The organism is Sphingobium sp. LB126, assembly GCF_002795205.1.
Classification (GTDB): domain Bacteria; phylum Pseudomonadota; class Alphaproteobacteria; order Sphingomonadales; family Sphingomonadaceae; genus Sphingobium; species Sphingobium chungbukense.
In genome coordinates this window covers 413,970-439,446 of the sequence record NZ_NETV01000003.1, presented here as the reverse complement: position 1 = coordinate 439,446, position 25,477 = coordinate 413,970, and the positions used below count along the sequence as shown (strand labels likewise).

Annotated in this window: 21 protein-coding genes and 2 pseudogenes; 12 read left to right on the top strand and 11 right to left on the bottom strand. The window is 61.9% G+C overall.

Annotated features, from left to right (window positions below; all coding sequences use genetic code 11):
• The first annotated feature begins 126 nt into the window (after positions 1–126).
• On the top strand, positions 127–1,785 hold the full coding sequence (locus CAF53_RS23725; protein WP_017503293.1) for a Mu transposase C-terminal domain-containing protein: 1,659 nt from the start codon (positions 127–129) through the stop codon (positions 1,783–1,785).
• Entirely contained in the window at positions 1,782–2,705 is a 924-nt protein-coding gene (locus tag CAF53_RS23720; RefSeq protein WP_100239784.1) for a TniB family NTP-binding protein, read from the top strand. Before CAF53_RS23725 ends, CAF53_RS23720 begins: the two co-directional genes overlap by 4 nt.
• Positions 2,706–4,071: 1,366 nt before the next feature.
• Here the strand turns inward: CAF53_RS23720 and CAF53_RS23710 are convergent.
• The 5 genes and pseudogenes from CAF53_RS23710 to CAF53_RS23690 all read right to left on the bottom strand — a co-directional run bounded on the left by CAF53_RS23710 (position 4,072) and on the right by CAF53_RS23690 (position 8,595).
• Positions 4,072–4,548, bottom strand: coding sequence for a hypothetical protein (locus CAF53_RS23710; RefSeq protein ID WP_008830650.1), 477 nt, complete (start codon positions 4,546–4,548; stop codon positions 4,072–4,074).
• 11 nt (positions 4,549–4,559) lie between these two features.
• Positions 4,560–5,809, bottom strand: a pseudogene (locus CAF53_RS23705) (molybdopterin-dependent oxidoreductase).
• A gap of 85 nt (positions 5,810–5,894) precedes the next feature.
• Entirely contained in the window at positions 5,895–7,049 is a 1,155-nt protein-coding gene (locus CAF53_RS23700; RefSeq protein ID WP_223806804.1) for a TDT family transporter, read from the bottom strand.
• Positions 7,046–7,915, bottom strand: coding sequence for a LysR family transcriptional regulator (locus CAF53_RS23695; protein WP_048939395.1), 870 nt, complete (start codon positions 7,913–7,915; stop codon positions 7,046–7,048). Before CAF53_RS23695 ends, CAF53_RS23700 begins: the two co-directional genes overlap by 4 nt.
• Positions 7,916–7,998: 83 nt before the next feature.
• Positions 7,999–8,595: a uracil-DNA glycosylase gene (locus CAF53_RS23690; protein ID WP_048939396.1), complete on the bottom strand. Its 597-nt coding sequence runs from the start codon at positions 8,593–8,595 to the stop codon at positions 7,999–8,001.
• Here CAF53_RS23690 and CAF53_RS23685 point away from each other — a divergent pair.
• Positions 8,595–9,161 carry a DUF305 domain-containing protein gene (locus tag CAF53_RS23685; protein WP_242443602.1) on the top strand — a complete coding sequence of 189 codons (567 nt, stop codon included), beginning with the start codon at positions 8,595–8,597 and terminating at the stop codon, positions 9,159–9,161. The two genes, CAF53_RS23690 and CAF53_RS23685, sit on opposite strands and share 1 nt — an antisense overlap.
• Positions 9,158–9,376 carry a hypothetical protein gene (locus tag CAF53_RS23680; RefSeq protein WP_242443601.1) on the top strand — a complete coding sequence of 73 codons (219 nt, stop codon included), beginning with the start codon at positions 9,158–9,160 and terminating at the stop codon, positions 9,374–9,376. The genes CAF53_RS23685 and CAF53_RS23680 overlap by 4 nt, the downstream gene beginning before the upstream one ends.
• 56 nt (positions 9,377–9,432) lie before the next feature.
• On the opposite strand, the gene CAF53_RS23675 is transcribed toward CAF53_RS23680, so the two are convergent.
• Entirely contained in the window at positions 9,433–10,002 is a 570-nt protein-coding gene (locus CAF53_RS23675) for a recombinase family protein (protein ID WP_011607925.1), read from the bottom strand.
• 139 nt (positions 10,003–10,141) lie between these two features.
• Between CAF53_RS23675 and CAF53_RS23670 the strand changes: the two are divergent.
• Positions 10,142–13,035 (top strand): annotated as a pseudogene (locus CAF53_RS23670) (Tn3 family transposase); the annotation flags it as partial.
• A gap of 298 nt (positions 13,036–13,333) precedes the next feature.
• Here the strand turns inward: CAF53_RS23670 and CAF53_RS27265 are convergent.
• The 4 genes from CAF53_RS27265 to CAF53_RS23650 form a co-directional block, all read right to left on the bottom strand.
• Entirely contained in the window at positions 13,334–13,696 is a 363-nt protein-coding gene (locus tag CAF53_RS27265; protein WP_157801355.1) for a DUF2442 domain-containing protein, read from the bottom strand.
• A gap of 80 nt (positions 13,697–13,776) precedes the next feature.
• A complete protein-coding gene (locus CAF53_RS23660) occupies positions 13,777–14,100 on the bottom strand; it encodes a DNA-binding transcriptional regulator (RefSeq protein ID WP_100239782.1) in 324 nt (107 codons plus the stop codon).
• Complete coding sequence (locus CAF53_RS23655; RefSeq protein WP_197707550.1) at positions 14,084–14,464, bottom strand: type II toxin-antitoxin system RelE/ParE family toxin; 381 nt, start codon at positions 14,462–14,464, stop codon at positions 14,084–14,086. Before CAF53_RS23655 ends, CAF53_RS23660 begins: the two co-directional genes overlap by 17 nt.
• A 563-nt stretch (positions 14,465–15,027) precedes the next feature.
• Positions 15,028–18,201, bottom strand: a complete 3,174-nt coding sequence (locus CAF53_RS23650; protein ID WP_100239681.1) for a Tn3 family transposase — start codon at positions 18,199–18,201, stop codon at positions 15,028–15,030.
• On the opposite strand from CAF53_RS23650, the gene CAF53_RS23645 reads away from it, so the two are divergent.
• From CAF53_RS23645 to CAF53_RS23630, 4 genes are all read left to right on the top strand, one after another.
• Positions 18,200–18,841 (top strand): recombinase family protein, encoded by a 642-nt coding sequence (locus CAF53_RS23645; RefSeq protein ID WP_100239682.1) that lies wholly within the window; start codon positions 18,200–18,202, stop codon positions 18,839–18,841. The two genes, CAF53_RS23650 and CAF53_RS23645, sit on opposite strands and share 2 nt — an antisense overlap.
• Before the next feature lie 11 nt (positions 18,842–18,852).
• Positions 18,853–19,452, top strand: a complete 600-nt coding sequence (locus tag CAF53_RS23640; RefSeq protein WP_242443600.1) for a transcription elongation protein SprT — start codon at positions 18,853–18,855, stop codon at positions 19,450–19,452.
• Between the two features lie 119 nt (positions 19,453–19,571).
• Positions 19,572–20,204: a ParA family protein gene (locus CAF53_RS23635; protein ID WP_100239781.1), complete on the top strand. Its 633-nt coding sequence runs from the start codon at positions 19,572–19,574 to the stop codon at positions 20,202–20,204.
• A complete protein-coding gene (locus CAF53_RS23630) occupies positions 20,204–20,563 on the top strand; it encodes a ribbon-helix-helix domain-containing protein (protein WP_242443599.1) in 360 nt (119 codons plus the stop codon). The genes CAF53_RS23635 and CAF53_RS23630 overlap by 1 nt, the downstream gene beginning before the upstream one ends.
• A 20-nt stretch (positions 20,564–20,583) precedes the next feature.
• Here the strand turns inward: CAF53_RS23630 and CAF53_RS23625 are convergent, their stop codons facing one another.
• On the bottom strand, positions 20,584–21,531 hold the full coding sequence (locus CAF53_RS23625) for a replication initiator protein A (protein WP_197707549.1): 948 nt from the start codon (positions 21,529–21,531) through the stop codon (positions 20,584–20,586).
• 188 nt (positions 21,532–21,719) lie between these two features.
• Here CAF53_RS23625 and CAF53_RS23620 point away from each other — a divergent pair, with 188 nt between their 5' ends.
• The 3 genes from CAF53_RS23620 to istB all read left to right on the top strand — a co-directional run bounded on the left by CAF53_RS23620 (position 21,720) and on the right by istB (position 25,441).
• Positions 21,720–23,222 carry a DUF4158 domain-containing protein gene (locus CAF53_RS23620; RefSeq protein WP_100239780.1) on the top strand — a complete coding sequence of 501 codons (1,503 nt, stop codon included), beginning with the start codon at positions 21,720–21,722 and terminating at the stop codon, positions 23,220–23,222.
• A gap of 99 nt (positions 23,223–23,321) precedes the next feature.
• Positions 23,322–24,584, top strand: coding sequence for an IS21 family transposase (gene istA, locus CAF53_RS23615; protein ID WP_067739295.1), 1,263 nt, complete (start codon positions 23,322–23,324; stop codon positions 24,582–24,584).
• Positions 24,581–25,441, top strand: coding sequence for an IS21-like element helper ATPase IstB (istB, locus tag CAF53_RS23610; protein WP_067739292.1), 861 nt, complete (start codon positions 24,581–24,583; stop codon positions 25,439–25,441). The genes istA and istB overlap by 4 nt, the downstream gene beginning before the upstream one ends.
• Positions 25,442–25,477: the final 36 nt, after the last annotated feature.

The window sequence follows — 25,477 nt, the reverse complement described above, 5'->3', positions numbered from 1 at the left end:
GAAAACGGCCGAGTTGCGTGGATCATGTACAAGAATACCTCCGGACGTTCGACCTGACAGCGCGATTCTGCTACAAAACGACCGGACCCGGCAACACGAGTCCCTGGCGAAAATCGGGGATAGGTCATGGCCGAAACAGGCACTGCCCTCACGACGGTTGATCATACAGAATGGCGCAAAGCTTGTGAGCGCGAGCCTATCATTCGTGCGCTTACGGCAGAGCCCCGGCTCGGACGCAAAGCGATTGCTGAGGCCGGCCTGAAGCTGAGCCTCAACCGGTCCCGAATTTACGAACTGCTCGCGAGATACCGGGAAAACCCAGTGACCAGTTCGTTGGTCGACCAGCACGATGGATTTCCCAAAGGGCGCTCTCGCCTCCCTTGCGAGGTGGAACGCCTGATCGATGCCAAAATAGAGCAATTTTATCTCAGCCGTCCAAAGCCCACCATCGCACAACTGGTCCGTCAAATTCGCTTTTCGTGCCTGGAGCAGAATCTGCGACCTCCAGCACGGCAAACTGTTGTCCTGCGGGTCAACGCCGTGGAACGGACACGCCTGACAGGCGCCCGTGATGGGACCAAAGCCGCAGCAGACCGCTTCCGACCCGTCGTCAGCTCATACGAGGCGCAGTACCCTCTTCAGGTCGTACAGATGGACCACACGCTGGTCGATATCATCATCGTCGATGAGTATCTCAGGAGACCGGTCGGGCGGCCAACGCTGACCCTGCAGATCGACGTAGCGACGCGGGTGATACCCGGCTTCTACATTTCACTGGAACGACCTTCCGCGATTTCGGTCGGCATGGCGATCCGTCATGCAGTACTGCCCAAGAATGATTGGCTGGCCGATCGAGAGCTCACCTTCGCATGGCCTGTCTTCGGCCTGCCAGACATCCTCCATCTCGACAATGCCTCGGAATTTCACTCACGCGCGCTGACTCGGGGCTGCCAGCAATTTGGGATCGAGCTTCACTACCGTCCACCGCGCACTCCGCACTTTGGCGGGCACATCGAGCGCATGATCGGCACCGCCATCGGCGAAGTTCACCTTCTTCCGGGTACTACGTTCTCCAACATCCAGGACAAGGGAGACTACGACGCTGAGGGCAAAGCCTGCATGACCCTCAAGGAATTCGAGCGATGGTTCGCCCTCCAGGTGGGAATCTATCATCGCACCATTCACAGCTCACTTGGCGTCCCCCCGATGACAGCGTGGCAGGACGATCAAGGTAAGCGTGTTGCAGCCCTGCGCCTGCCGGCCGATGAAGAACGTTTTCTGCTCGACTTCCTCCCGTTCGAGATGCGCCGGGTCCGGCGCGAGGGCATCAAACTCTTCCACGTTTTCTACTGGCATGGCGCTTTGGCCACGCTGGTCGCGAACAGCGTTCATAAATTCCCGATCAAATACAATCCGCTCAACCTCTCGGCCGTCTATCTCGAACTGCCCGGCGGCGAGCATGTCACAGTTCCTCTTCGCGATAAGCGGCGTCCTGCAATTACCAAGTTCGAGCACGACCAAGCCCTGAGAGCGCTTCGAGAGCGCGGGCGAACCGCCGTCGATGAGCAGATGCTTTTCGAGATGGTGAGCACGCAGCGCAGGATTGTGCTTAGGGCCGTAGAGAAGACGCGCGGAGCTCGACGATCAACCCAACGCATCGTCGATGCGCTCATCCGCGGCGAACCGCCTGCGGCCTTTGTCCAGCACCAAGAGGCCAACGCGCAGCTGACACCGCCAAATCTCGACGGGCCGGTTGTACCACTCGCGATCGAGGAGCAGTCATGAACGTGCTCTACAGCCATATCTTCCCGGCTTATCGCGAGTATGCCGAATTGACCGATGAGGCCCGGATCGACTGGCTACGCCGCGACCGCTGGATATCGTTGCCACAGGCTGAGGCCGCGCTCCGCCACCTTGAAGACCTGGTAATCTATCCGCCGCGAGGGCGAATGCCCTGCCTGTTACTGTTTGGCGCCACCGGGATGGGCAAGACCGAAATTGTCAGCCGCTTCTCGAAACTTCACGCTCCTCAGTTCGATATCAGGACCGGGCTCAGCAAGATGCCGGTGTTGCTCGCGCAGATACCGCCAGAGCCGAGTGAGGAGCAATTTTACACCGAGGTGCTGACCGCGCTAAATTGCGTCGACCTTAGCCGACTGTCCGTGCGATCGATGCGAGCGGAAGCCAGGCAACTGCTTGCCGAAGTCGAAACCAAGGTGCTCGTCCTGGATGAAATCGACAGGATGCTCGCCGGCACTCCTCGCCAGCAGCGGGTGTTCCTCAATACTATCCGCTTTTTGACCAACGATCTGAAAATTCCAATTGTTTGCGCAGGGACCGAGGACGCGCGGATGGCGGTCCTGATGGATCCGAACCTTGCCGACCGGTTTGGGGCGTTCGAATTGATGCCATGGCGCAACGATCATGCCCTGCGCCAGCTGCTTGCGAGCTTCTCGGGCCTGCTGCCCCTGAGACGCCCATCGATGCTCGACACCGTCGAAGCGCGGCAACGCGTGCTGGCCCTCACCCAGGGTGTGACGGGCCGAATATTCCGGCTCATCGAGGCAGCCGCTGTCACGGCTATCCGCGATGGCCGCGAGATGCTTGATGCCGCAAGCTTCGAGGCCAACGACGTGACGCTTCCTCTCGTCTCCATGTTTACGTCGGCAGGCAAGCGAAGGACAATCGGCCGGGCGACCGTATGAGTTTCGTGGAGCCATTCGCGGATGAACTTCTCAGTTCATGGCTGGCGCGCGTGCGCGATCAGCGGGCTCCGGGTGAGCCTTTGCTGCGCGCCTATCGAAATCGCGCAGGCCATTGGCGGCATCCCGATGTAAACCCAAAAAAATCGATGATCGCTGAGCTTGCCGCAAGCGAGGGCTTCACGGAAAACAGTGTCGCCGAACTCGGTCTTTGCTATCGGTATCCGAGGATCACCCCGGATTTTGTAGCCTGGCACCACGTTCCATCCGATGATCCTAGCCGAGATTTCGCGCCCGCTCTTACCCTCCGGTTGAGCTGGTGCAGTCGTTGCCTTGCCGAGGACTATGCCGCTGGCCGCCCCGCCTATATCCGTGCGGACTGGGCCATGGCTGCGTGGGGCTTCTGTTTCCGGCACCACTGGCCACTCGTCGATCGATGCGTGTCTTGCGGGAGTAGTCATTGGGCGATTAAGCGGTCATCGCAGGGGCCGCCAAGATTGTGCTGTATTCGCTGCCGTCGGGGCCTCGAACGGGCGCACCCCAGGGCGCTCGAGCTTGAGCCAGCAGCGCAGCCCATCTGGATCAATATCGTAGCCTTTGAAGCCGCGCTGAGGGGTGCGCTTAGGGGAAAGGTCCCAGATCAATTTCGCTTCAACGACACTTCAGCCGGTCAGCTGCTCGAAGAATCCGCCAGAATCTGTCTACTGTTCGCAAGGGCCCACAGGCGCTGGAGACTGCGTGATAGACTCCTACATCGGTTTGCGGCGCCTGTGCTCACGCTCGATAACGTTTGCCCCAACGAGCCTTCCTGTGAAATGCCGCTCGCGCTTGCCAGCCCCTCAATGCGTCGTTGCCTTATCGCAATCTGCGCCGCGATGCTCGATGCAGACTGTGACCCAACGGTGCGAAACGAGGACGAGCCGGTTGTCGACGTATGGGCGCGGATGGTCGATAGCATCGCACTCCAACAGTTCATCCAAGATCGTCAGGCGTGCTCGCCGACGTTGAAAAGAACAGTGGAAGCAGCGTGCCATCGGAACGAAAAAGTCGAGCGGATGTCCGCGTTACGGAGCGCCTCGACGGCCTACAAAACTCTCTTCCGTGACGCGGCCGGAAATGCGTTCTCTTCGCGCCATTAAGTACCCGCGAGCCTACGGATGGCAGGCGCATTTGGCCTCTAGCTGGCCGCACGCTTTTTAGCGGCAAGTGTCCATTAACTTAGGAGGTTGGCGGCGCGCACCTGAATGCGGCGCTTCTGCTGGATTTCATCAATTCCATTCCGTCCCGCGATTGGGCAACATGCGCCCATTCCCGCCGCTCAATGCTCCTAGGGTAGCGCCTGAAAGCAGACGTTACGCAGCTTGGCGCCTCAACCCGTTCCTCCGGAGGCATCCGGCGCGGTGCCGGGGGCGGTATCCTGAGCCTTTCCGGTCGGCGCCCCATCCTGCGCTGCACTCATCGCCGTCAGATAGTCGACGATAGCCGGAATGTCCTTGTCCGCCACGGGAGCCTTGTAGACATCCTTCATCTTGGTGACCGTTGCCTTCCACTGGTCCGCTGAAAGCACTGGCTGGGTCATCGCCATGCTGGCGGAATGGCAAGACGTGCAATTCGCATTGATGACATCGGCATGAGGGCCATCGGGATATTGCTGCTCATCGATAGGAAGATCGACCGTATCCGAGGTCATGGTAAAGCCGTTCACGGAAATGCTGCTGGGTGTAGGCCCTGTGGATTGGGGTTCGGGCAGCGGGGTGTAGCTGCCGGGAGGGCCCACCATCATGAGGGTGAAGACGGTCACGCCGAGCAGTCCGACGGCCAGCATGCCTGGGGTTGGCGCTTTCATGCCAAAGCTCCTTATGCCGTCACGATGGTAGTGGTTTCGATATTGCCGCGCATGAAACCGCCAGGGTTCCAGATCGGCGCCATCGGCTGTGCGACGCCTGCCGTATTCCAGCAGCGCGACATAAGCGACGTCTTTCCGGGGCCGGGCAAGGGAACCTGGGCGTCCCACCGCCGGAAACTGTACTTCCCGTGGTCCGGTCCGAGCTTGGTTGCAAACCAGTGGCGACCGCCGTCGGTGGACACATCGACCCGTGCCACGCCGCAGTCGCCGCCCATGGCAATACCGCCGAGCGGGATCGAGGCCTCGTGTGCGATCCGCTGACCTTCGCCCAGACTGGTAACCCACGAACGCGGGATCATGCGGTTGATCGGAACGGTTGGGAAGTCCTTGGCGCCGGGCTTTACATTGGCGCCCGGCGTCGCCGGGATCTTGTAGGCCTTGGCCATCCAGTATTCGTCATCAGGCCCGGGCAAGACCTCGATGTCGTTCAGCATCTTGACCCAGTAAGTCGAGTACCAGCCCGGCACGATCAGCCGGATCGGGAAGCCGTTGAGGAGCGGCAGCTGCGTGCCGTTCATGCCGAAGGCGATCATCACTTCGCCGTCGCGGGCATGATCGATGTCGAGCGCCTTCTCGAAGTCCGGGGCACCGGCGACCACAGGTTGATCGAGCGCCCCGAACCGGACCTGGACCGCCCCGCCTTCACCCCGGCCAGATCGAGCACATCGCGCAGGCGCACGCCGAGCCACTTCGCATTGCCCATCGCCCCGTTGCCCCACTGCGCGCCGGGGACGCGGGGCTGGAACAGCCCGCGCGAATTGCCCGAGCACTGGTTCACCGCGGCCATCTCCACCCGCGGCAGGCGCATCAGCTGTTCGAGGCTGATTGCGATCGGCTTGTTGACGTGCCCGCGGATAGTGAGCCGGAAGGCATCGACGTCGATCGAGGTCGGGATGTCCGCCCAATGCCAGCGCACGAAGAACTGGTCATTGGGGGTGAACACATCTCGGTCGAAGACATCCATCGGTGTTTCCAGCAACGGCGGATGGACGCGCTGGAGGATCATGCTTCCTTTGCCGGGAAATGCGCTCGTCATTGGGCGCTGCGCATTGCCGCCGGGGAGATGCAGGTCGGTCAGACCCTGCGTGATGCCTTGCGCCAGAGCGGGTGCGGCAGCGATGGCTGCACCGCCGAGCGCGGCATTCTGCAGGAAACGGCGGCGGCTTGTTTCGGCCGCGAGCTCAGCATCCAGTCTGTCCATGGTCGTATCCTCTCGGGCAAAATGGTGGCGGGTGCTGCTGTGAGAAGCAAGCGATCAGAACGCCGTTACTGATCGCAATGCCCGATCAGTTTGTAGCGGCGATACAGGGTGATACGAACAGATTGCCGCGCCATCCGCCGATCAGGGTCTTGGCGGCCACCACGATCCACATCAGCGCGAGCGCCAGGGTCAGGGCGGTGCCGACGATACCGAAGAAGGCAAGGTTCAGGGTCGTGCCAAGGCGAAAGGTTGCCACGGTGAAGACGCCTAGCGGGAAGGTATAGCCCCACCAGCCAAGGTTGAACGGGATACCTGCCCGCCAGTAGCGCCAGGTGATGAGCGAGGCGAGCGCCAGCCACCAGAGGCCAAAGCCCCACAGCAACAGACCGGCGATTGTGCCGATGCCTTGGGCGACAGTGCCGACATCGGCCAGCCCATGCCCAGCCATGATCGCGGGGGCGTCGCCGCCCAGAACCAGCATGCCCAGCGCGCCGGTACCGATCGGGCCAAGCGCCAGCCAGCTCGATGCGGCCATGCCCTCATGCGGCAGCTTGTGGAGCGCCATGCGCAGGATCAACAGTGCAAGAATGCTGAAGGCGACCGGGACCGAATAGGCCCACAGGATGTAGGACGTGACGAGCATCCCAAACTGTGCGCTGCCCTGCGCCAGATGCGGCGCCAACAGTCCTCCGCTGGCAGCCGTCACTTCGGCCGCCACGACCGGCAGCAGCCACACCGCCGTCATCCCATCGAGTGAATGCTGGTGGCGCGTGAACATGAAGTACGGGATCAGCACACCGCAGCTCACCGCCATGGCGGCGTCGATCCACCACAAGACCGTGGCGACCGGCACGATGCCCTCGCCGAAGCGCGCGATACCGAATGCGAGACAGCCGTTGATGATCGTGGCGAGGCCCATGGGGATCGTGCCGATGAACATCGATACGGTATTGTGCCCGAAGATGCGCCGCGCTTCGTGGCCGAACAGGATCCAGCGCGCGGTATAGAGCGCGGTAAAAAGGGTGAAGAGCCCGATGTTAAAGAACCACATCACTTCTCCCACCGGCTTGAGCGAAGCGCCGATGCCCGGCATCTGCGGGAGGGCCAGCGCAAGGATGCCCGTGCCCATGGTTGCGGCAAACCAGTTGGGCGTGAACTGGCGGATCATCTCGCGCGGGTGATCGAGCCGGCTGAGCGGGCGCATCCCTTCGAGGATGGGCTTGATATCCGTGGTCATCATCCAAACTCCTTGACCAGTTCGGTCAGCGCGTCGGCTGCCCGAGTGCGATACCGTTCCTTGTGGCGTAACGCCTCAAATGGACGGGCTGGCATCGCGAGCGGCAATTCATGAAGGTGCCCCGCAGCAAGCGCGCGGCGCACCACCAGTTCGGAAAGGACCGCGACACCGGCGCCGGCCTCGACAGCGGACCGTACGGCTTCGTTGGACGGCAGCGTCATGGCGATGTTCAGGTCTGCCGGATCGATACCGCGATCACGCAGGACATCCTCGAAACTCGACCGTGTGCCGGACCCGTGCTCCCGCACGATCCAGTTGGCGCCGCGCACCCAGTCCTCATCGATGGTATCGACAGCCTGCCCCGAGATCAGCAGCATCCGGTCCTCGCCGACTTTCCAGTGGGCGAGTGCGGGCTGGTCGATCGAACCTTCGACAAAGCCCAGTTCCGCGCGGCCATCCAGTACCTGTGCCGCCGCACCCTCGCTGTTGTCGATTGCGAGTTCGACGCGGATCGCGGGGTGGCGGCTGTGAAACTGAGCCAAGCGCGAGGGCAGCCAGTAGCTGGCGATGGTCTGGCTGGCGACAAGGCGCAGGGTTCCGCGCTTCAGGCCGCCGTACTCGGCCAGGGTAAGCTCCGCCGTCGCGGCGCGGCCAAGAACGGCGCGTGCCTCATCGAGGAACATGCGACCCGCCTCGGTCAGTTCGATGCCGCGGCCCACGCGGTTGAAGAGCGGCACGTCATGCCTGGCCTCCAGCGTAGCGATCGCCGCGCTGGCAGCGGACTGGGTCACGCCCAGTGCCTCGGCGGCCCGCGTCATATGTTCGCGTTCGGCAACGCCCACGAAGATGCGTAATTGTTCAAGGGTCATGGTGATCTCCTGTCACCATTGATACCGCAGCCCGATCAATCACTCCAACGCATTGATTATATCATTCCAATCTCGTTCTAAGATCATTTGATGAGTGCGTTCCTGGCGGCGAGCAGCGCGCTTTCGATCCGTTGGCTGACATCAGGACTGGTGCAGACATTGGCCGGACTAGGGTGGGGCATGGTGATGACCGACACATCGGGCCGTGCCTCTTCGATAAGTGCTTCCGCCCCCGCCGCCACCCGGCCCGCCAAGATGCAGACCCGCACGCCCGGCAGTTTCGCAAGCAGGTCGGGAAGCGTTGCGAGACCTTCGGCAATCTCCGTTCGGCGCAGCGCGCGATTGCGGGCACCGGGGGCGTGGACGATCCAGGGCACGCAATTCCACTGAACGATGTCCATTCGCGCGATGCCCGCCGCTTCCAGATAACGGCGAAGGTTACGAGCAGTGCCAGATGGGTTGTCCCGCGACACGAAGCGAGTGCGATCAGGCCCGGGGCCCGGCGTCTCAAGAAGCAGGAGAAGGCGCGCATCTATGCCGCCATCGAACGGGTCGAAATGCGGCACCGTGTGTCCTGCGCCAACGAGCCCCTCACGCCATATCTCCAGCGGCGCAATGTGCGGCGCACCAAGTGCCGCTCTGCGTTCGGCGATCAACGCGGGATCATCCAGCCAGGCCATTGATCGTCAAATCCTATCGAAACTACAAAAATCATCGGTTGGATCGATGGCGAGTGTTGCGCCATGTGTTCGACAGGCAACGCCTGCGTTGGCGTACCTGCTCCTCGGCAGCTCGCATTTTTTCCGTTGCATGCTGCGAGGATGACACCTGCGACCGCTGTAGGCGTTATCGCCGGAACGCCATGACGAAAGGGCTTCACTTGAAACTGCTATGGGGATTGGCCGGCCTTTGCGCGGCGACAGCATCGGCGGCCGCACTGGCGGCATCGTCCGATGGCTTTGCAAGCCAGATGGCAGCCTCCATGGAGCGGATGCACCATGCGATGATGATTGCGCCATCGGGCGACCCGGACCGCGACTTCGCGGCGATGATGATCCCCCATCACCAGGGCGCGATCGAGATGGCGGAAGCGGAGCTCAGATACGGAAAAGACGAACGCCTGCGCCGCCTGGCTCAGGGCATCATCGTCGAGCAGCGGCAGGAGATCGCCGTCATGCAGGACATTCTCGCGAAAAAGACAGGCCCCGCTGCCAGCGCGCACCATCACATGGGAGACGACAAATGAAGAAGACGCTGAGCATCGTGTCGTACACCTTGCCGATAGCGGCTGCCCTTGTCGCACTCCCGGCAAATGCGCAGCAGGTTCCCAATGCCCAGCCTGATCGGGCTATCAGCGCTCAGGACCGTTTCTACACCTCGGACCAGTTTTCCAACACGGTATCGGTCATCGATCCGTCGACGAACACGCTGCTGGAGGGCATAGCGTGGAAAGTACGCTAAACAACGCTAAGCGAGAACGCATGGCGAACGCTCGATGCGAACGGACGGGCGCTTAATCAGGCGGGCCGTTCGATTCCCATCCTACGCATTTCGCGATAAATGGTCGATCGGCCGATGCCGAGTTGCCGCGCTGCTTCGGTAGGCGAGATACGAGCTTCGACCAGCTTGATGGCCGCATCCACTTTGGACATGTCCAGCGGCTGACGGCCAGGCTGTTTGCCCTTAGCACGGGCGGCGGCAATACCATCTCTGGTTCGCTCAGAAATCAGCCGTCGCTCAAAATGGGCGATGGCCCCAAACACATGGAAGATGAGCTCGCCGGCAGCTGACGAAGTGTCGATCTTTTCTTCAAGGCTCAGGAGCGCGATGCCCTGACCGCGTAGCGTCTCAACCGTGGTGAGAAGTTCGGCAAGCGAGCGCCCAAGCCGATCGAGGCGGACCACCGCCAGCGTGTCACCCTTGCGGGCATAGGCGATTAGCTCAGCCAGACCGGGCCGTTCCATGCTCTTACCTGAAATGACATCGGTGAAGATTTTGATGGCGCCAGCCTTCTCCAGACGCATGGTCTGGCCCGCAACGTCCTGATCGCCGGTGCTGACGCGGGCATAGCCCAGAATATCACCCATGCCGCACGTCTCCCAAACGGTCGTTCTGTGGACGCTATGAAGGCGACCACTTCGCCCCATCCATATCCGTCCACATACTATGTCTCTTTACTACTCGCTGTCCATAGGCGCAGATGACCTTTTGTGGACGGGAATCGGCATGACGAAGCGCAAGCATCAGCTCCTGACCGAAAGCGAGCGCGATCAGATCCTCGCTATCCCGACCGATCGCGACCATCTAGCCCGGCTTTACATCTTCGAACCTGCGGACATCGAGATCATCGGTGCGCGGCGGGAGCGACGGAACCAGTTGGGCGTCGCGCTGCAACTCGCGCTCTTGCGCCACCCGGGCATCACACTTGCCCAGTTGTTACAGGACAGGAGAGCGATCCCCCATGATCTCGCCGCCTTCGTCGCGGAACAACTTGGCTTGCGCGTCACGGACCTGGCTGACTATGCGGCGCGGGACCAGACAATGACGGACCATGCCCGCGAGCTGGCGGCGCGTTTTGGTCTTCGGGGACCAACCCGCGCCGATATTCCCTTCATGATCGAAGCGGCCGCGAAAACGGCATGGGCGACCCACAAAGGGATGACGATCGCGAACGGCGTCGTCACCGCCCTTCGCGAAGCCAGGATTCTGCTGCCGTCGATCTCCACCATCGAGCGTGCCAGCAGCGCGGGGCGCGCGCGTGCCCGCAAACAAGCGGTCTACGCTCTGATCGCCGATCTCAGCGCCGAACAGGTCCATGCCCTCGACCAGCTCTTTGACGACGCCGGCGGCATAAGTCAGCTCGCCTCGCTCAAGACCATCCCCGTCGCGGTCAGCCCGATCACATCGGCCAGATTCTCGACCGCCTGCGGCAATTGCGGACGATCGGCATTTCTCCGAACGTGGCGGGCCGCATCCATGCGGACCGATTTCGGCAATATGTCAGGGAAGCCGTGCTTCGCCTGCCTACATGATCGAGCGATATATCCCCTCCCGCCGACGCGCCACGCTTGTCGCCTTCCTGCTCGATCTCGAGGAACGGCTGACCGACAGCGCTCTGGAGATGGCGGACAAGTTGATCGGCAGCATCTTCACCCGCGCGAAGAACGCCCAAGCGCGCAGCTATGCCACCACGTCGAAGAATGTGGCGCGGCTGATGCTGATCTTCGCAGGACGATCGACGCGCTCACCGATGCCGTCGATACCGGCGAAGATCCGATAGAGGCCCTGGACGCTTCGGTGGGTGGAACACGCTCCTGAAGGCCAGACCGGAAGTAGCGACGATCGCGGAAACCGCCAGCCTCGACCCGCTGACGGTCGCGGCCGACCGCTATGCGACGTTGCGCAAGTTCGCCCCCGACCTGCTTGAAGCGCTACAGTTCAAGGCCGGAAAAGGCAGCGCGAGAACGATCGCCGCCATCGAGATGCTGCGCGACCTCAACAGGTCGGGCAAACGTGATTTGCCTGCCGACGCTCCAATGCCCTTCCGCAAGGAATGGCGGAAAATCGTCGTGGGCGATGACGGCAAGATCAACCGGCGGCTCTGGGAAATCGCAACGATCGCGCATCTGCGCAACAAGCTGCGTTCCGGGATGTCTGGGTGGAGCGGTCGGCGGGATACCGCCGGTTCGACAGCTACCTGCTCAGCGAACCGAAGGCGAAGCCGATCGTGTCGGCTCTTGGCCTGCCACCCACAGCCGGCGACTGGCTCGAACAGCGGGGCCGCGAACTGGACTGGCGCTGAAGAAATTTGCCCAGCGTCTGAAGCGCGACGCTCTGGAAGGTGTGCGATACCGCGACGACCGCCTCCAGATATCCCCGGTTCGAATGATCGCGACGCCAGACGCCGAAGCGCTGGCCGACCGGCTCGATGCATGATGCCACGCATCCGCATCACCGAACTGCTGCATGAGGTAGCGCAGGAAACCGCTTTCTCGCAGCGTTCACCAACCTGCGCACCGGCGAGCCATGTCCCAATGAAAACGCGCTGCTCGCCACCATCCTCGCCGACGCCACCAATCTCGGCCTGTCGCGCATGGCGGCCGCGAGCCAGGGCGTCACGCGCGACCAACTCTGTGGACCCATGACGCCTATATCCGCGACGACAGCTACCGCGCGGCGCTGGCTGTTCTCATCAACGCGCACCACCGCTTGCCATTCTCGCGGGTATGGGGCGACGGCACCACGTCCAGCTCCGATGGCAGTTCTTCAGAGGCGCGAAGCGCGGCGCGTCGGGAGGCGACATCAACGCCCGCTATGGTGTCGATCATTGCTTCAGCTTCTACACCCATGTTTCCGATCAGCGCGCGCCCTACACCACATCAACGTGATCTCGGCCGCGACGCATGAGGCGCCCTATGTCCTCGACGGCCTCACCAGCCACGGCACCGATCTGAAAATCGCCGAGCATTACACCGACACCGGCGGGGCGACCGATCATGTCTTCGCGCTGTGCGCCATGCTGGGATTTCGCTTCTGCCCGCGCTTGCGCGACTTTCCCGACAGGCGGCTTGCGCCGATCGCGCCCGGTCACGGCCTATCCGTCCATCACCCCGCTGTTGGGCAAGCGTATCCGCACCGACATCATCGGCGAGCAATGGGATGACGTGCTGCGCCTCGTGGGGTCGATCAAGGCCGGCCACGTCGCGCCATCGGTCATGCTCCGGAAGCTCGCCGCCTATGAGCGGCAGAACCAGCTCGACGTCGCGCTACAGGAAATCGGCAAGATCGAGCGGACGCTGTTCATGCTCGACTGGCTGGAAAACCCCGATCTGCGCCGGCGATGCCATGCCGGTCTCAACAACAGCGAGCAACGCCATGCCCTGGCGCAGGCGATCTACACCTTCCGCCAGGGCCGTATCATCGACCGCAGCCATGAGGTGCAGCAATATCGGGCATCCGGCCTCAACCTGGTCATCGCCGCGATCGTCTATTGGAACACGATCTACATGGACGCCGCAGCCGAGCACCTCACAACATCCGGCGGCACGTTCGACGATGCCCTCTTTGCCCATCTCTCGCCGATGGGCTGGGCGCACATCAGCTTGACCGGCGACTATCTGTGACAAAGGGCAAACCGGCTCTCCCCTGGCGAGTTCCGCACCCTCAACGATCCCATGGCCCGCCTCAAACGCGTGGCATAGCCTTTGTTCTCATTATGTTCGCCAAATCGTTGTCTGGCGCACAAACCTTGAGATGAGGCCATGAACGAGCTGCTCGCCCTTCCCTTGTCCACCTTGGCGCGCGCCCAGCGCTGAAACGCGAACCCCGCCGGCATCGCTGCCAGCGGGGTTGAACGATCGGGCTATGCGGAATGGATACCGCGACCATAGCCCGTATAGGCTGACGTAGGATCAGGCTTCAACTGTCCCGGAGGTCTGTCATCAGCGCATCGACGCTGGCGAACTTTGCGCCATGCCCGGCCGACAGCTCGGCCATCGCCTCGCGGGTTGTGGCGTTAGGCACCCTCGACAGCTCCATTTCGTGCCGGAGCGTGTCGGCATCCAGCGCGGCCCCGGAGGGCCAAACGAGGCTGTGGCCCCACTCCCCTACCCCGACCCGAGCGAACTCCGCCGGATCGCGCAGCGCCGCGAAACGGCGATCTGCGAGCACGGCGGTCAGGCTCAACTCGCCCTCGATCCCGTCCGACCAGGCGAGATGGATGGACGCAGGCCCGGTCGCATGGACGGCAAGGATCGTCGGCAATTTCTCGGGCTTCACCACGCCTGATCTTTCAATCTGTATACAGGTATAGGACTATACTCCCGCCGGTGCGGCGGTTTCTCCCGGTTAATCCGACGATCTCAGGCGAGGATCTCAATGCCGTGTTTTGCGACAAGCGACAGGAGCTTGCGCGACGGTGCGCTTGGCTTCTTCGCCCCGGTTTCCCACTTCTGCACCGTGCTTTCGCTAGTGCTGAGGTAGCGGGCGAAAACTGGCTGACTGACTTTGTTGCGCTCGCGCAGCCGCTTGATTTCAGCCGGCGCGATCGGCGGCGGCGTGGTCAGGCAGCTTTCATCGAAATGGCGCATGGTGGCCTTGTCGATCGCGCCGACGCGATACATGCCAGCAGCGGCGCTATGAATCGCCTCGAAAGCATCGCTCTTGAACTTACCCTTGGCGGTCATATGCAAATCTCCAGTATCTCGCGCGCTTCCAGTTCCCGCTCAATCTGATCCTCCGTCTTTGGGCGTAGAGATCAGCGAGTTCGCGAAATGCCCGCAATTCGGCATCATCAATATTGGCGCGGTCCTTCTTGGCGAACAGATAGGCATAAACCCAGAAGCGCCGCCCTTTTGCGAGGATGATGCTGCGGTGCCTGTTCTTGTCGAGGCGCTTCTTGAACACGCCGCCGCCAAGATCATCGGCCTGACCCTTTCGGACCGCGCGAATAGCCTCGCACAGTTCGTCATCTGTGATCCCTGCCTTCCGCGCCGCCTTGGCGAACCAGGCGGTCTTGAAGGTCCGCGCGGCTTCCTCGGCGTCGATCATGGCGATTGTATAGCACTTAGTGCCAGAGAAAGCAATGTGGCACATGCGCCTGCCGCTGGCGCAGCACCGTGGCTCTAGTCGCTTCGCTCCCCGAGCCCGCACGCGGTCTCGGCCCAAGGTGACGATCCACATGGCGGGGCCGAGAACCGCTAGCGCGGATCTCGTCCTGGGTCTTGTCGGCGCAGACGCGCCGGGGCGGGTGAAGGGGACGCCGCCCCCCCTCCCCCTCAGCAACGACAATCAGCCGGCCGTGGCTCACTCGGCTGCGCCTCGCTGCGCCCGCACCACCCGGCAGATTCTCGCTGCCCCCTCTCCCCCGCTGCTCCGCGCGAACTCGGGAGCGATGGCGAGGCCATCGCCCGTGGGCGATTTGAAGGAGCAAATGCGATGACCGACGACAACGCGAAAGCTGGCTTAACCGGGTGGCGCTCGGCATGGCGCCCTTGTTCGACGCGCTTGGGGTCCGTCCCCGCAAAGGGGCGGAATGCGACATAGGAATTCTGGCAAGGTATTGAGTTGCTGATAAATTCCCTCATTTTCATTCCCCAATTTACGGCCTGGTTTCAGAGGCCCTGTTTCAGGGGGAGGATACCGAAGCTGTCTGCAAGCTTCTTGTCGGAGAAATCGTATTCGCCCAGCATGTTGATGTGCGCCCAGGATTGCGGCGAATGGGCCTTGATACTCTGCATCATTTCGGCGTGCGTTTCGGGATCGGCGGCGCGTAGCCTGGTTTCGAGATAGAGATAATTCCAGCAGATGATGGCGTTCTTGATCAGGCGGTTGCAGGCTTCGGCTACCTGCTGATCCTCCTGGACGGTAAAGATGAACTCACGCGGACTGCCGACGGCCACCGCTCGGGTAAACCGGTTGGCCAGTTCGACCTTGTTGAGCATGGCTTCGATATCCATTCGCAGTTCGACGCCATCGATGTAGCGCAGGATGAACAGGGTTTTGACGATGCGTCCGAAAGCTTTGAGGGCGGTGTAAAGACTGTTCTGCCTGGAATATGAATTGAGCCGCCGGAATATATCCGACGCCGTGGTTTCCTTGAGCCTGATGGTGACCATGAGCCGGAGAATTTCGTCCCAGTGGGTACGGATGATGTTTTCGTCAACATATTTGTCGGGTTGGACGGCCCAGTTCTTCCGATTTTCGTGCGTCATGGACCTGAAGCCATACAGGGTTTGATGCTTCAGGCCCTTGATCCTGGGGGCATAGGCAATGTCGATGAGATAGGTGGCGCCGAAGATCGCTTCGGAATAGCCATGGGTGTCCGTCGAATGGATCGTCGATTTCACCACGTCGTTGTGCATCAGACCGTCGATGACGTAGGCGCTGTCGCGTTCGGCGGCGCTGAAGACGGTGGAATACCAGAGCAAGATCTTGTCGCTGACATAGGTGTAGGCGCTGCTTCCCTGACCTTTCCCAAAATATTTGAAGGAATGGCTGGCATCGAGGCTATCGCCGGTTACCTCGAACTTCTGGCCGTCACTGGCCGTGTGGGTCTCACCGGCATGGCGCCGGTAGATTTCCGGGAGATCGAGGCTGTCCATGAGGGCGAGGATGCGATCGTTGGCAGCAACAAGATTTTCGCGGGAGAAGTGCCAGTTGACGGCGTGATCCAGAGCGTCCTCCTTGATCGCACCGGATATTCGGGCCATTTTCCGCAGGCCGATCCCGCATCCCAGGCCAATGACGCCGGCCAGGAGAACGGCGGTCGAAACCGGGCGGGCGTATTGCTGGCGCAGATGCGACAGGCTGTCGGCAAAACCGCTAGCGACGTTGACCGTGTTGAGGATCTCGGAGAGCGGCACATAGTGCCGTTGCGGAAAGAGCCTGGAAAGGGCAGTCGTCTCGATCTCCTCCTGCTTGGGCGTGTTGAGCTTGATGTGGCCGGCAGCCGCGACCGTCGCATGAAGGTTTCTGCCGTCTGCGATATTGCTGTTGGTGAGGAGAAACTGGTCGCTCAGGGCTTGCTTCAACGTCGCAAGCACGGCGTTCGGGTCCGAGAAACGCGCCATTCCGGCGCGTTCCAGTAATTGCTCACGATCGCGCTGCCAGCGCTCTGTCCCGATCAGATAGCTATCCAGGGGCTGATATCTGTGAGATTGGGGCAGGTTTACACCGCCGGCTTTGATCGCCCTGGCGACGTGCTGGAACAGCATGACCTTATAAAGCGACGGCCTGAATTCCGCGCCACTTCCCACGGCCTTGCGCTCGTCGGGATCGAGAAAGCCTGATGGCGCCGATCGCGTCACCTGGCCATCGGCCTTGCGGAAATGCACCAGCGCCGCCAGCAGCGGCTTGATATGTGTTTCCGTCTGGAAGGACAGAGACTTCATGACACCCGACACCTGGTTTTGCAGGCGTCGGGATCTGGCTTCAAGAATGTCGTAATAGCGGGCGTCCTCGTTCTGCGATACGCTCGCGTCATCCTTCATGTCTTTCAGAATGGCATCGGACAACACTGGCGCCGCATCGACCGGGAACAGCAAGAGATGCAGGCTCTGCAGCTTGTCAGCGTCTGTGAGGTCGGCTTCGAACACACCGCGCAGGGTGGCCATGGCCGATTGGAAATGATCTTCGAAAGCCTGTATCTGGGCCCGGAGCTTTGCGGCCTGAGACTTTCTCTCGACATAGCACCAGTCCTTGAACTCGCGGCTTGCCGCAGTCTCGGTAGCCTTAACGGAGCTGAGTAGCGTGGCCACCAGATTGTCCTGCAGCGAGAAGTATTGATGGACGACGAAGGCGATGAGGTGAAGATAGCGGTCTGCCGGCTTTCGACGCCGCAGATCGTGGGGATCCGATTTCATGACGGCAAGCGCGTAATTGCGGGCGCTGCTTCGATCCCAACCCAGGGCCGTAATGACCGGTTCGAGCTTGTGAAACAGGTCGGAGAGCTCCGTGTGATTGGCCAGCCTGTCCTTGACCGAACGGGGACGAACGGATTGTGAATTCTGCTTGAGGGCCGCCAGACGGCTCCGCGCGATCCCGTCTGTTTCCTCACCATCACCCAGAAGCAGGTCGAGTTCCCGGCCGAGTGCCGGTGGCAGGTGGGCATCGACCAGAGCCATCTCGCGCGTTCTGGACCGCCCGATCGCCAACAGGATCAAATCCTGCAGGCGCCGGTAGCCCGGCAAGGCAATCCGATTTGTCAGCAGATGGTCGACGGCAGCCTGGAAGATAACCTTCGGTTTCTCGTGAGCCCTGACCTTCTGGTCGATCATGAGAGACAGATGCGCTTCACCATCGCCACCGAGCGTCCGGAAACCGGCCAGGCGCTCTATTATCCGCTCGTGGCGTTGACGTGTCCGGTCGGGATAGGCGGCGGGTGCAAACATTCCCGCGTCATGCCCCAGCCGACTGGAGACATGTGCAATGTCGTTGTCGTGGAATGTTTCGGGGGCAAAGCAGCGCCGGCCATGACGGAAGTAGCCGGCATTTAAACAGAACCCGACCTGGTGGGCTGGATCCCGCAGTCGCTCGATCTCTTTTTGAAAGCCGAGTGGCAAATCGAAGGCAGCCTTGCGCTGGGCAGCGTTCATCCGGGGCGGTGTGTCGAAAGCGTTCTGTTCGCCGGGCGAGAGAATTTGCATGCGTGGCATAAGCTGCGTCTCTTTTCGTTTTGGATAGGGTTTGCTATCCTTTATCTGTGAGACGGGATATGATACAAAATCGATCATGCTGGCGGGCTGTTTCGCCAGCGTCACACAAACGACCGTCTGTGAAACACTCATGAAGCTCGGATATGCGCGGATTTCCAAAGCAGACGGCTCGCAGACCCTCGACCTTCAGATGGATGCGCTCACGGCGGCCGATGTCACTCCCGACCACGTCTACAAGGACGAAGCGTCTGGAAAGCGGGATGATCGTCCGGGGCTGGAAGCCTGCCTGAAAGCGCTACGGCCAGGCGACACACTTTATATATGGAAGCTTGACCGGCTGGGACGCGATCTCAAGCATTTGGTCACGACCGTACGCAGTCTGTCTGAACGAGGCGTCGGGCTTTGCGTCCTCACCGGCCAGGGCGCCGATATAGACACCAGCACATCAAGCGGCAAACTGATATTCGGGATATTCGCGGCACTGGCCGAGTTCGAGGGCGATCTCATTCGCGAACGCACAATGGCGGGTCTCGCCGCTGCCCGCGCACGCGGACGTAAAGGCGGCCGCCAATTCGAGCTGACCAAAAACCAGATCCGCCTGGCCCAGTCTGCGATGGCCAATCGCGACACGAATATCGCTGACCTATGCCGTGAACTCGGCATTAGCCGCGCGACGCTCTATCGCTACGTCGGACCGAACGGCCAGTTGCGCGATCATGCAAAGCGGGTCCTCAAAGTCGCGTCCGGCACTCCGAATGCCCTCAGTGCTTGACCGAAATTCCTATGTCGCGTTCGGTACTTTTGCGGGGATGGACCCCGCTTGAGGCCCCCCTGCCCGCGCGCGCGCGGGTCGCGATCGGCTTCACCAGTCGGGGCGCCAAAGGCAAGGCGATCGGCGAGTGCTGGGATAATCGGCTGAGCGGTGACGGCCATTTCGAGATTTTCATCCGGCCGGACCTCGCCTACGCGCCCGACGCCATGCCGGCGCAGATCGCGGCGATCCTCGCGCACGAGCTGGTCCACGCCGCTGTCGGCATCCCGGCCGGGCATGGGAAGACGTTTAAACGGGTCGTGTTGGGATTGGGGCTGGTCGGGCCGATGCGCGCCACCACACCGGGCGAAGCGTTCCTGGCGAGCGTGGCACCGATCCTCGATGCGGCAGGCCCCCTTCTCCATGCCCGGCTCGACACCGCCGGCGAAACGACCGCGCCCAAGAAGCAAACCACGCGGCTGCTCAAATGCGACTGCGCGACGTGCGGCTACACGGTGAGGACCGCGCGCAAATGGCTGGAACAGGCCGGCGCGCCGCTCTGCCCGATCGAGGGGCATGGGCCGATGCAGCACGATCCGCTCGACGAGGACGATCCCGAGCCGGAGGCGTGAGGCGCGATCGTCATTTCAGAATCAGCGCCGCCCTTATCGTCATTTCAGCGACGCGTGCCCACTTTCCTTCCGTAATGAACCTGTATACAGGTATAGGACTATACCCGTAGGAGTGTCGCATGAAGGTTCTCGCCATCCTTTCGCAGAAAGGCGGCGTCGGCAAAACGACGCTGGCGACCTGCCTTGCGGTCGCGGCCGAGCAAGCCGGCAAGGAGGTTGCGATCATCGACCTCGATCCGCAGGCGACGGCTTCGTTCTGGAAAGACGTTCGCCAGCTCGACACCCCGGCCGTGGCCTCGATCCAGCCCGTGCGCCTGCCGGCGATGCTCAAGGCGTGCGCCGACGCCGGCACCGATCTTGTCGTGATCGACGGTGCGGCCGTCGCGCGCGACGTTGCCTATGAAGCGGCCCGCCATGCCGATTTCATCCTGATCCCGACCAAGACGGCGGTATTCGACACCATGAGCATGACCCACACGCTCGACGTCGTGCGCCAGCTCGATCGCCCCTTCTCCGTCGTGCTGACCTTCGTGCCGCCCCAGGGCCAGGAAACCGGCGATGCGATCAAGGCCGTCGCCGAGCTGGGGGCGAGCGTCTGCCCGGTGACGATCGGCAGCCGCAAAGCCTTCTTCCGCGCCCAGGCTGCCGGCCAAGCCGTGCAGGAGTTCGAGCCACACGGTCCCGCCGCCGAGGAAATACGACGGCTATACGAGTATACAGATATACAGTTATTCCGGCAGGAGGCGGCGTGATGGCGAAGGGCGGCAATTCCCTGCAAGCGATGCTCGACCGCGCCAAGGCCGGCGGCGAGCCGGCCCCGGCACCGCTGGCTACGCCTTCTCCGGCGGATAGCAGCGAGAAGGCCGCGCCGAGCGGCCGACAGGGCACCAAGCTGATCGGCGGACATTTCCCGCCCGAGGTCAGCACCCAGCTCCGCATCCTCGCGGCCGAAGAGGGCACGACGGTTCAGAAGCTGCTCGGCGAAGCGCTGGACGACCTGTTCGTGAAGAAGGGGAGGGCCGCATCACCAGTTAGCGTCAGCGTATACCTGTATACGCCTATACTGGGATGGGGGCTGAATGGGTTAGCAGGCGGTCAGGACGGTTCATAGCGAGCCAGCGCCGGGCCGGATCACGGCCGCCCGCGCTTTTCGAACCAGCTCTGGCAGAACTTGATGAAATGCCGCTCCGGGTTCTTCGGGGCTATCTCGTTTTCGCCCAGCCATTCCCGCCATTCGCGTTCGAGATAATGAACGTCCCAGCCTGGCGCGACATTGCGCGCGTCACCAAAAATGTCGCCATCGAGCGGCCCGGTCCAAGGCTCCGCAGCAGGGGCCGTCAGCGCAGCCTTCATCGAGCCCCGATTGGTGAATGTCACCATGTCCGTCTCGGGGTCGAACTCCACCTGGTAGTCGGGCAAATGATCGCTTTCGGCCAGCTCCTTGATCGCAAAGCGGAAGCGCCTTTCGGTTCCTTGGGAGCCGGATTTCTTGAACAGGATTTCAACCGATGCCTTCCAGCTCGATTGCTGGCCGCAATGCTTGCGCGCCAGCTCGTATATCCGGCGTTCGATCGGCTTGCGCAGCCGGAAATAATCGCGGTGGAGCGTCAGCACTTCGTTATGCCGAATCGCGTTGAACACCCAATCCGACAGCTTGACCTCGCAATAGAGCAATCGCCCGTCCAGCCCGTGCTTGCGGCGGATCGCGGACGCGTCAATCAGGCCGAAGCCGTCCACCTGCTCTTCATCGCCGGTGACGATGTTGGTGCGGATGCGTGTCCCTTCCAGTCGATCGAGAGCTTCGATCAGCGCCTTGTAATCCTTGCCAGCAGTCCCGCGATTGGTGAACACAAGCAATTCGCGGCTGCTAATCCGCACGCGCTGTGAGACAGGTTCATTCAGTTTGAGCTTCGCCATTATCTGCGAAATGCAATAGATCAGAATATCCTTGTCGTAGATCGTCGCGAGGCCCTTCACGCTTGGCGTTACTTCAAGCCAGTTACCGTTATGCTCATAGCGGCGAACGGCCGTCTCAGGCTTCTTCGAGAGCGAATAGAACGGATGCTCCATTTGCGGCATCACGTCTTTCAGAACGGCGTCGCCCACATCGCAAATGAACAGATCATGTTGCGGGTGGCGCTCGGGGATGAGCGCGGTTGATCGCGAGTCGGCCCCGTGACCGCGAAGCTGTGCAAAATGGCCATTTGGCTTCGCGCGTCCGGTGATCCGGGTTAGCATGCCGCTGCGGCGTGGATCAGGGGGCGTGCATGAAGCGACTGTGGTCGGTGGACGAGTTGGGTGAACGCTGGACGCTGTCGCCCGACGATGTTGCGTTCATCGCTGGCAATGCTGATGCCGGTAAGCTGGGGCTCGCCTGTCAGCTGGCGTTCTGGCGGTCGCAGGGCCGTTTTCCAGATGAGGAAGCGGACCTCGCCCCGGCCGTGATCGCGCATCTCGCCGGCCAGATCGGCGTCGAGGCAGACGTCGAGAGCTACGCGTTCACCGGTCGCTCGGGACGCCGGCACCGCCAGCTTGTTCTCGATCATCTGGCGGTCGGCACCTTTGACCATGCGGCCGAGGCAGCGTTTCGGTCGTGGCTGCTGTCGGACATGCTCCCCCGCGAGCCGACACTGTCCGCGCTTGAGGACGAGATCACCGGATGGTTCGCCGCGCGGCGGGTTGTCAGGCCCGGATCGTACCGCCTCGACCGACTGGTCCGCTCGCTTCGCGCCGGCCACGATGATGCGATGCTCGCCGCCGTCGGTGATCGCCTTGACGATGGAGCCCGCTCGCGCCTGAACGCACTGCTCGCCGACGATGGTGAGGGCGCGGCCTATACGCGGCTGTCCGCTGATCCCGGAAAGCCCGGGCTCGACAGCCTGCTGGCCGAGATCGCCAAGCTCGAGTTGGTTCGTGGACTTGAACTATCGGCAGAGTTGCTCGGCGGCGTGCATCCCGACCTTGTGAAGCGATTCCGCAGGCGGGCCGCGGTCGAGAGCGCCTGGGAGCTTCGCCGCCACCCGGATCGTATCAGGCTGCCGCTGCTCGCCTTCTATTGCGTCCCGCGCGAGGCCGAGATCGTCGACGGGCTGGTCGACCTGCTCATCCAGATCACGCACCGCATCACGGTCAAGGCCGAGCGGCGCGTCGTGACCGAGCTCTTGGAGGAAGCAAGGGCGGTCAGGGGCAAGACCGGCATCTTGTTCAAGGTGGCTTCCGCCGTCACCGGCGCGCCCGACGGCTCCGTGCGCGAGGTGATCTTTCCCGTGGTCGACGAGCGCACTTTCCAGGCGTTGGTCAAGGAGGCGCTCGCCACCGGCTCGGCGCCGGCGCGCCGCGTCCACAAAGCGGTCCGCGCCTCCTACGGCGCCTATTACCGGCGCATGATGCCGAAGCTCCTCGCCGCGCTCGACTTCCGCTCGAACAACAGCGCACACAAGCCGCTCACCGACGCGCTGGCGAAGATCCGCGCGGCCGAGAATGACGGACGGCAGTATTTCAGCACGGCGGAGGTCGCGATCGAGGGCGTCGTGCGGCCCAAGTGGCGCGATATCGTGATCGAGGAAGCGCCGGACGGCTCGGAGCGGGTCAACAGGATCAACTACGAGATCTGCGTGCTCCAGACCCTGCGCGAGAAGCTTCGGTGCAAGGAGGTGTGGGTCACGGGCGCCGGCCGGTTCCGCAACCCCGACGACGATCTGCCTGCTGACTTCGCCGAATGTCATCGGTCATGCAATTCTCCGCAAAAGTGGGCTTTGAAAATTCCCTAGTTGGTGGCCCCTTCATCTCATTCTGCCGGGGCTAGCCCCGGCAGAATGAGATGAGCCGACATTGTCCTCATCTCCTTTGCAGACGCGGAGACGGGGCCGATGATCCGACTTGGAGAATTGATGATGATCCTCGAATTACATCGGCAGGGCGTATCGATATCCGCCATTGCCCGACGCACTGGTCGCGATCCCAAGACCATCCGAAAATATATCGAACGGGGTGTCGAGGCCCCGGTTTACGGCCCACGCATGCTGGGTCGACCGAACAAACTGGCACCCTATCTAGAATTTTTGCGTGAGCGAGTGGTGGCCTTTCCCGATCTGACGGCGGCGCGTCTGACGCGGGAAATCCGTGAGCTGGGGTATATGGGCGCCTATACTGCGGTAAAGCGGTTCCTGGCAGCGATTCGACCGGAAAACGGCCCCAAGCCCTTCGAGGTTCGGTTCGAGACGCCGCCTGGCGTGCAGGCACAGGTCGACTTTGCCCGGTTCGTCGTCGAATTTACCGATGAGCCCGGCGTCAGCCGGATCGTCTGGCTATTCAGCTTGGTGCTGGGACATTCGCGCTTCCTGTTTGCACGCTACGTCATGCACCAGGATCTCCAAACTCTGTTGCGCTGTCATATGCAGGCCTTTGAAGCGCTCGGTGGCGTCCCGATCGAAATCCTCTACGATCGCATGAAAACCGCCGTAACCGGCGAAGATGATCAGGGCCATATCATCTACAATCGATCATTGCTGGCCCTGGCGGGGCATTACCGCTTCGTGCCACGCGCCTGCCGTCCCTATCGGGCCAAGACCAAGGGAAAGGTCGAGCGGCCGTTCAGCTATATCCGCAAGGACTTCTTCCTGGGCCGCAGCTTCCGCAATCTGGACGATCTCAATGTCCAGCTAATCGACTGGCTCGATACCGTCGCCAATGTCCGTGTCCACGGGACGACGCAGCGGATTATTGTTGAAGCCTTCGCCGCCGAGCAGCCTGAGTTGCAGCTGCTCCCGGCGGGTCGCTTTGACGCCGTTCTGAAGCTGGAGCGCCGCGTCAGCCATGATGGGATGGTCTCTGTCGGCGGCAATTACTACAGCGTTCCCGATCGCACTCGGCGCGTCGTCGAAATCCAGCAGTTGCCTGACAAGATCAGGATCGTAGACCTGGGCCAGGTCATTGCCGAGCACCCGGTTCTTGAGGGGCGTCGGCAGTGTAGGATCGATCCTGCGCATCGGACAGGCGGCAGCGGCGCCAAGCGCCGTATCCATGGCAAAGAGGTAATCGCCATCGGTCGTATAGGCGAGCATGTCGCTGTGCGCTCCCTGGCCATCTATCAGGCGATCGGCAGCCAACTGGCGCGGGGAGAACGGCCATGAACCAAGGGGGTGCCGCATCCCGCGTCGATAATATCCGCCGCAGCCTGGTCCATCTCAAAATGCCACGCGCTCTGGAGATGCTCGACGCCACCCTGCGCGGCATAGAGCAGGGCAAAATCGATGGCATCGAGGCCATCGACATATTGCTGAACGAAGAACTATCGCTCCGGGAGAACCGCAGGATCAAGGCGGCCCTGCGCATGGCAAGGCTGCCGATCATCAAGACGCTGGACGGATATGACTTCTCCTTCCAGCCATCGCTCGACCGGAACCGCATCCTGGCGCTCGCTGGCCTGGACTTCATCAACCGGGCCGAGGTGGTGCATCTGTTGGGTCCGCCCGGTACCGGAAAAAGCCATATCGCCACTGCTCTTGCAGTCGAGGCCGTGAAGGCGGGCAAGAGCGTCTACTTCATCCCGCTCGCCGATCTGATCGCTTCACTGACCAAGGCGGAACGGGAGGGCACGCTGCGCGAAAGGATCCGCTTCCTATGCCGATCCGCGCTGCTCGTCGTAGACGAGATCGGGTATCTCCCTGTTACGCCGGGCGGTGGCAACCTGTTCTTCCAACTCGTCAATGCCCGATACGAAAAGGGCGCTATGATCCTGACATCCAACCGCGGCTTTGCCGAATGGGGTGATGTCTTTGGCGATCCGGTGGTGGCCACCGCGCTGCTCGACCGCCTCCTTCACCACGCGGTGGTCATCCAGATCGAGGGCTCCAGCTATCGCATGCGACAGCACGCTGACCTGCTGCCCGAGCATGCGCGCATGGCACCGTCCATCAACCCGCCGCCCTTGCCCAAACGGCGTGGCCGCCCGCCAGCAAAGGAAAATCCCGATCTCCATCACGGCTGATCACCGACACAACCGTCCCGCCAAACTAGGGAATTT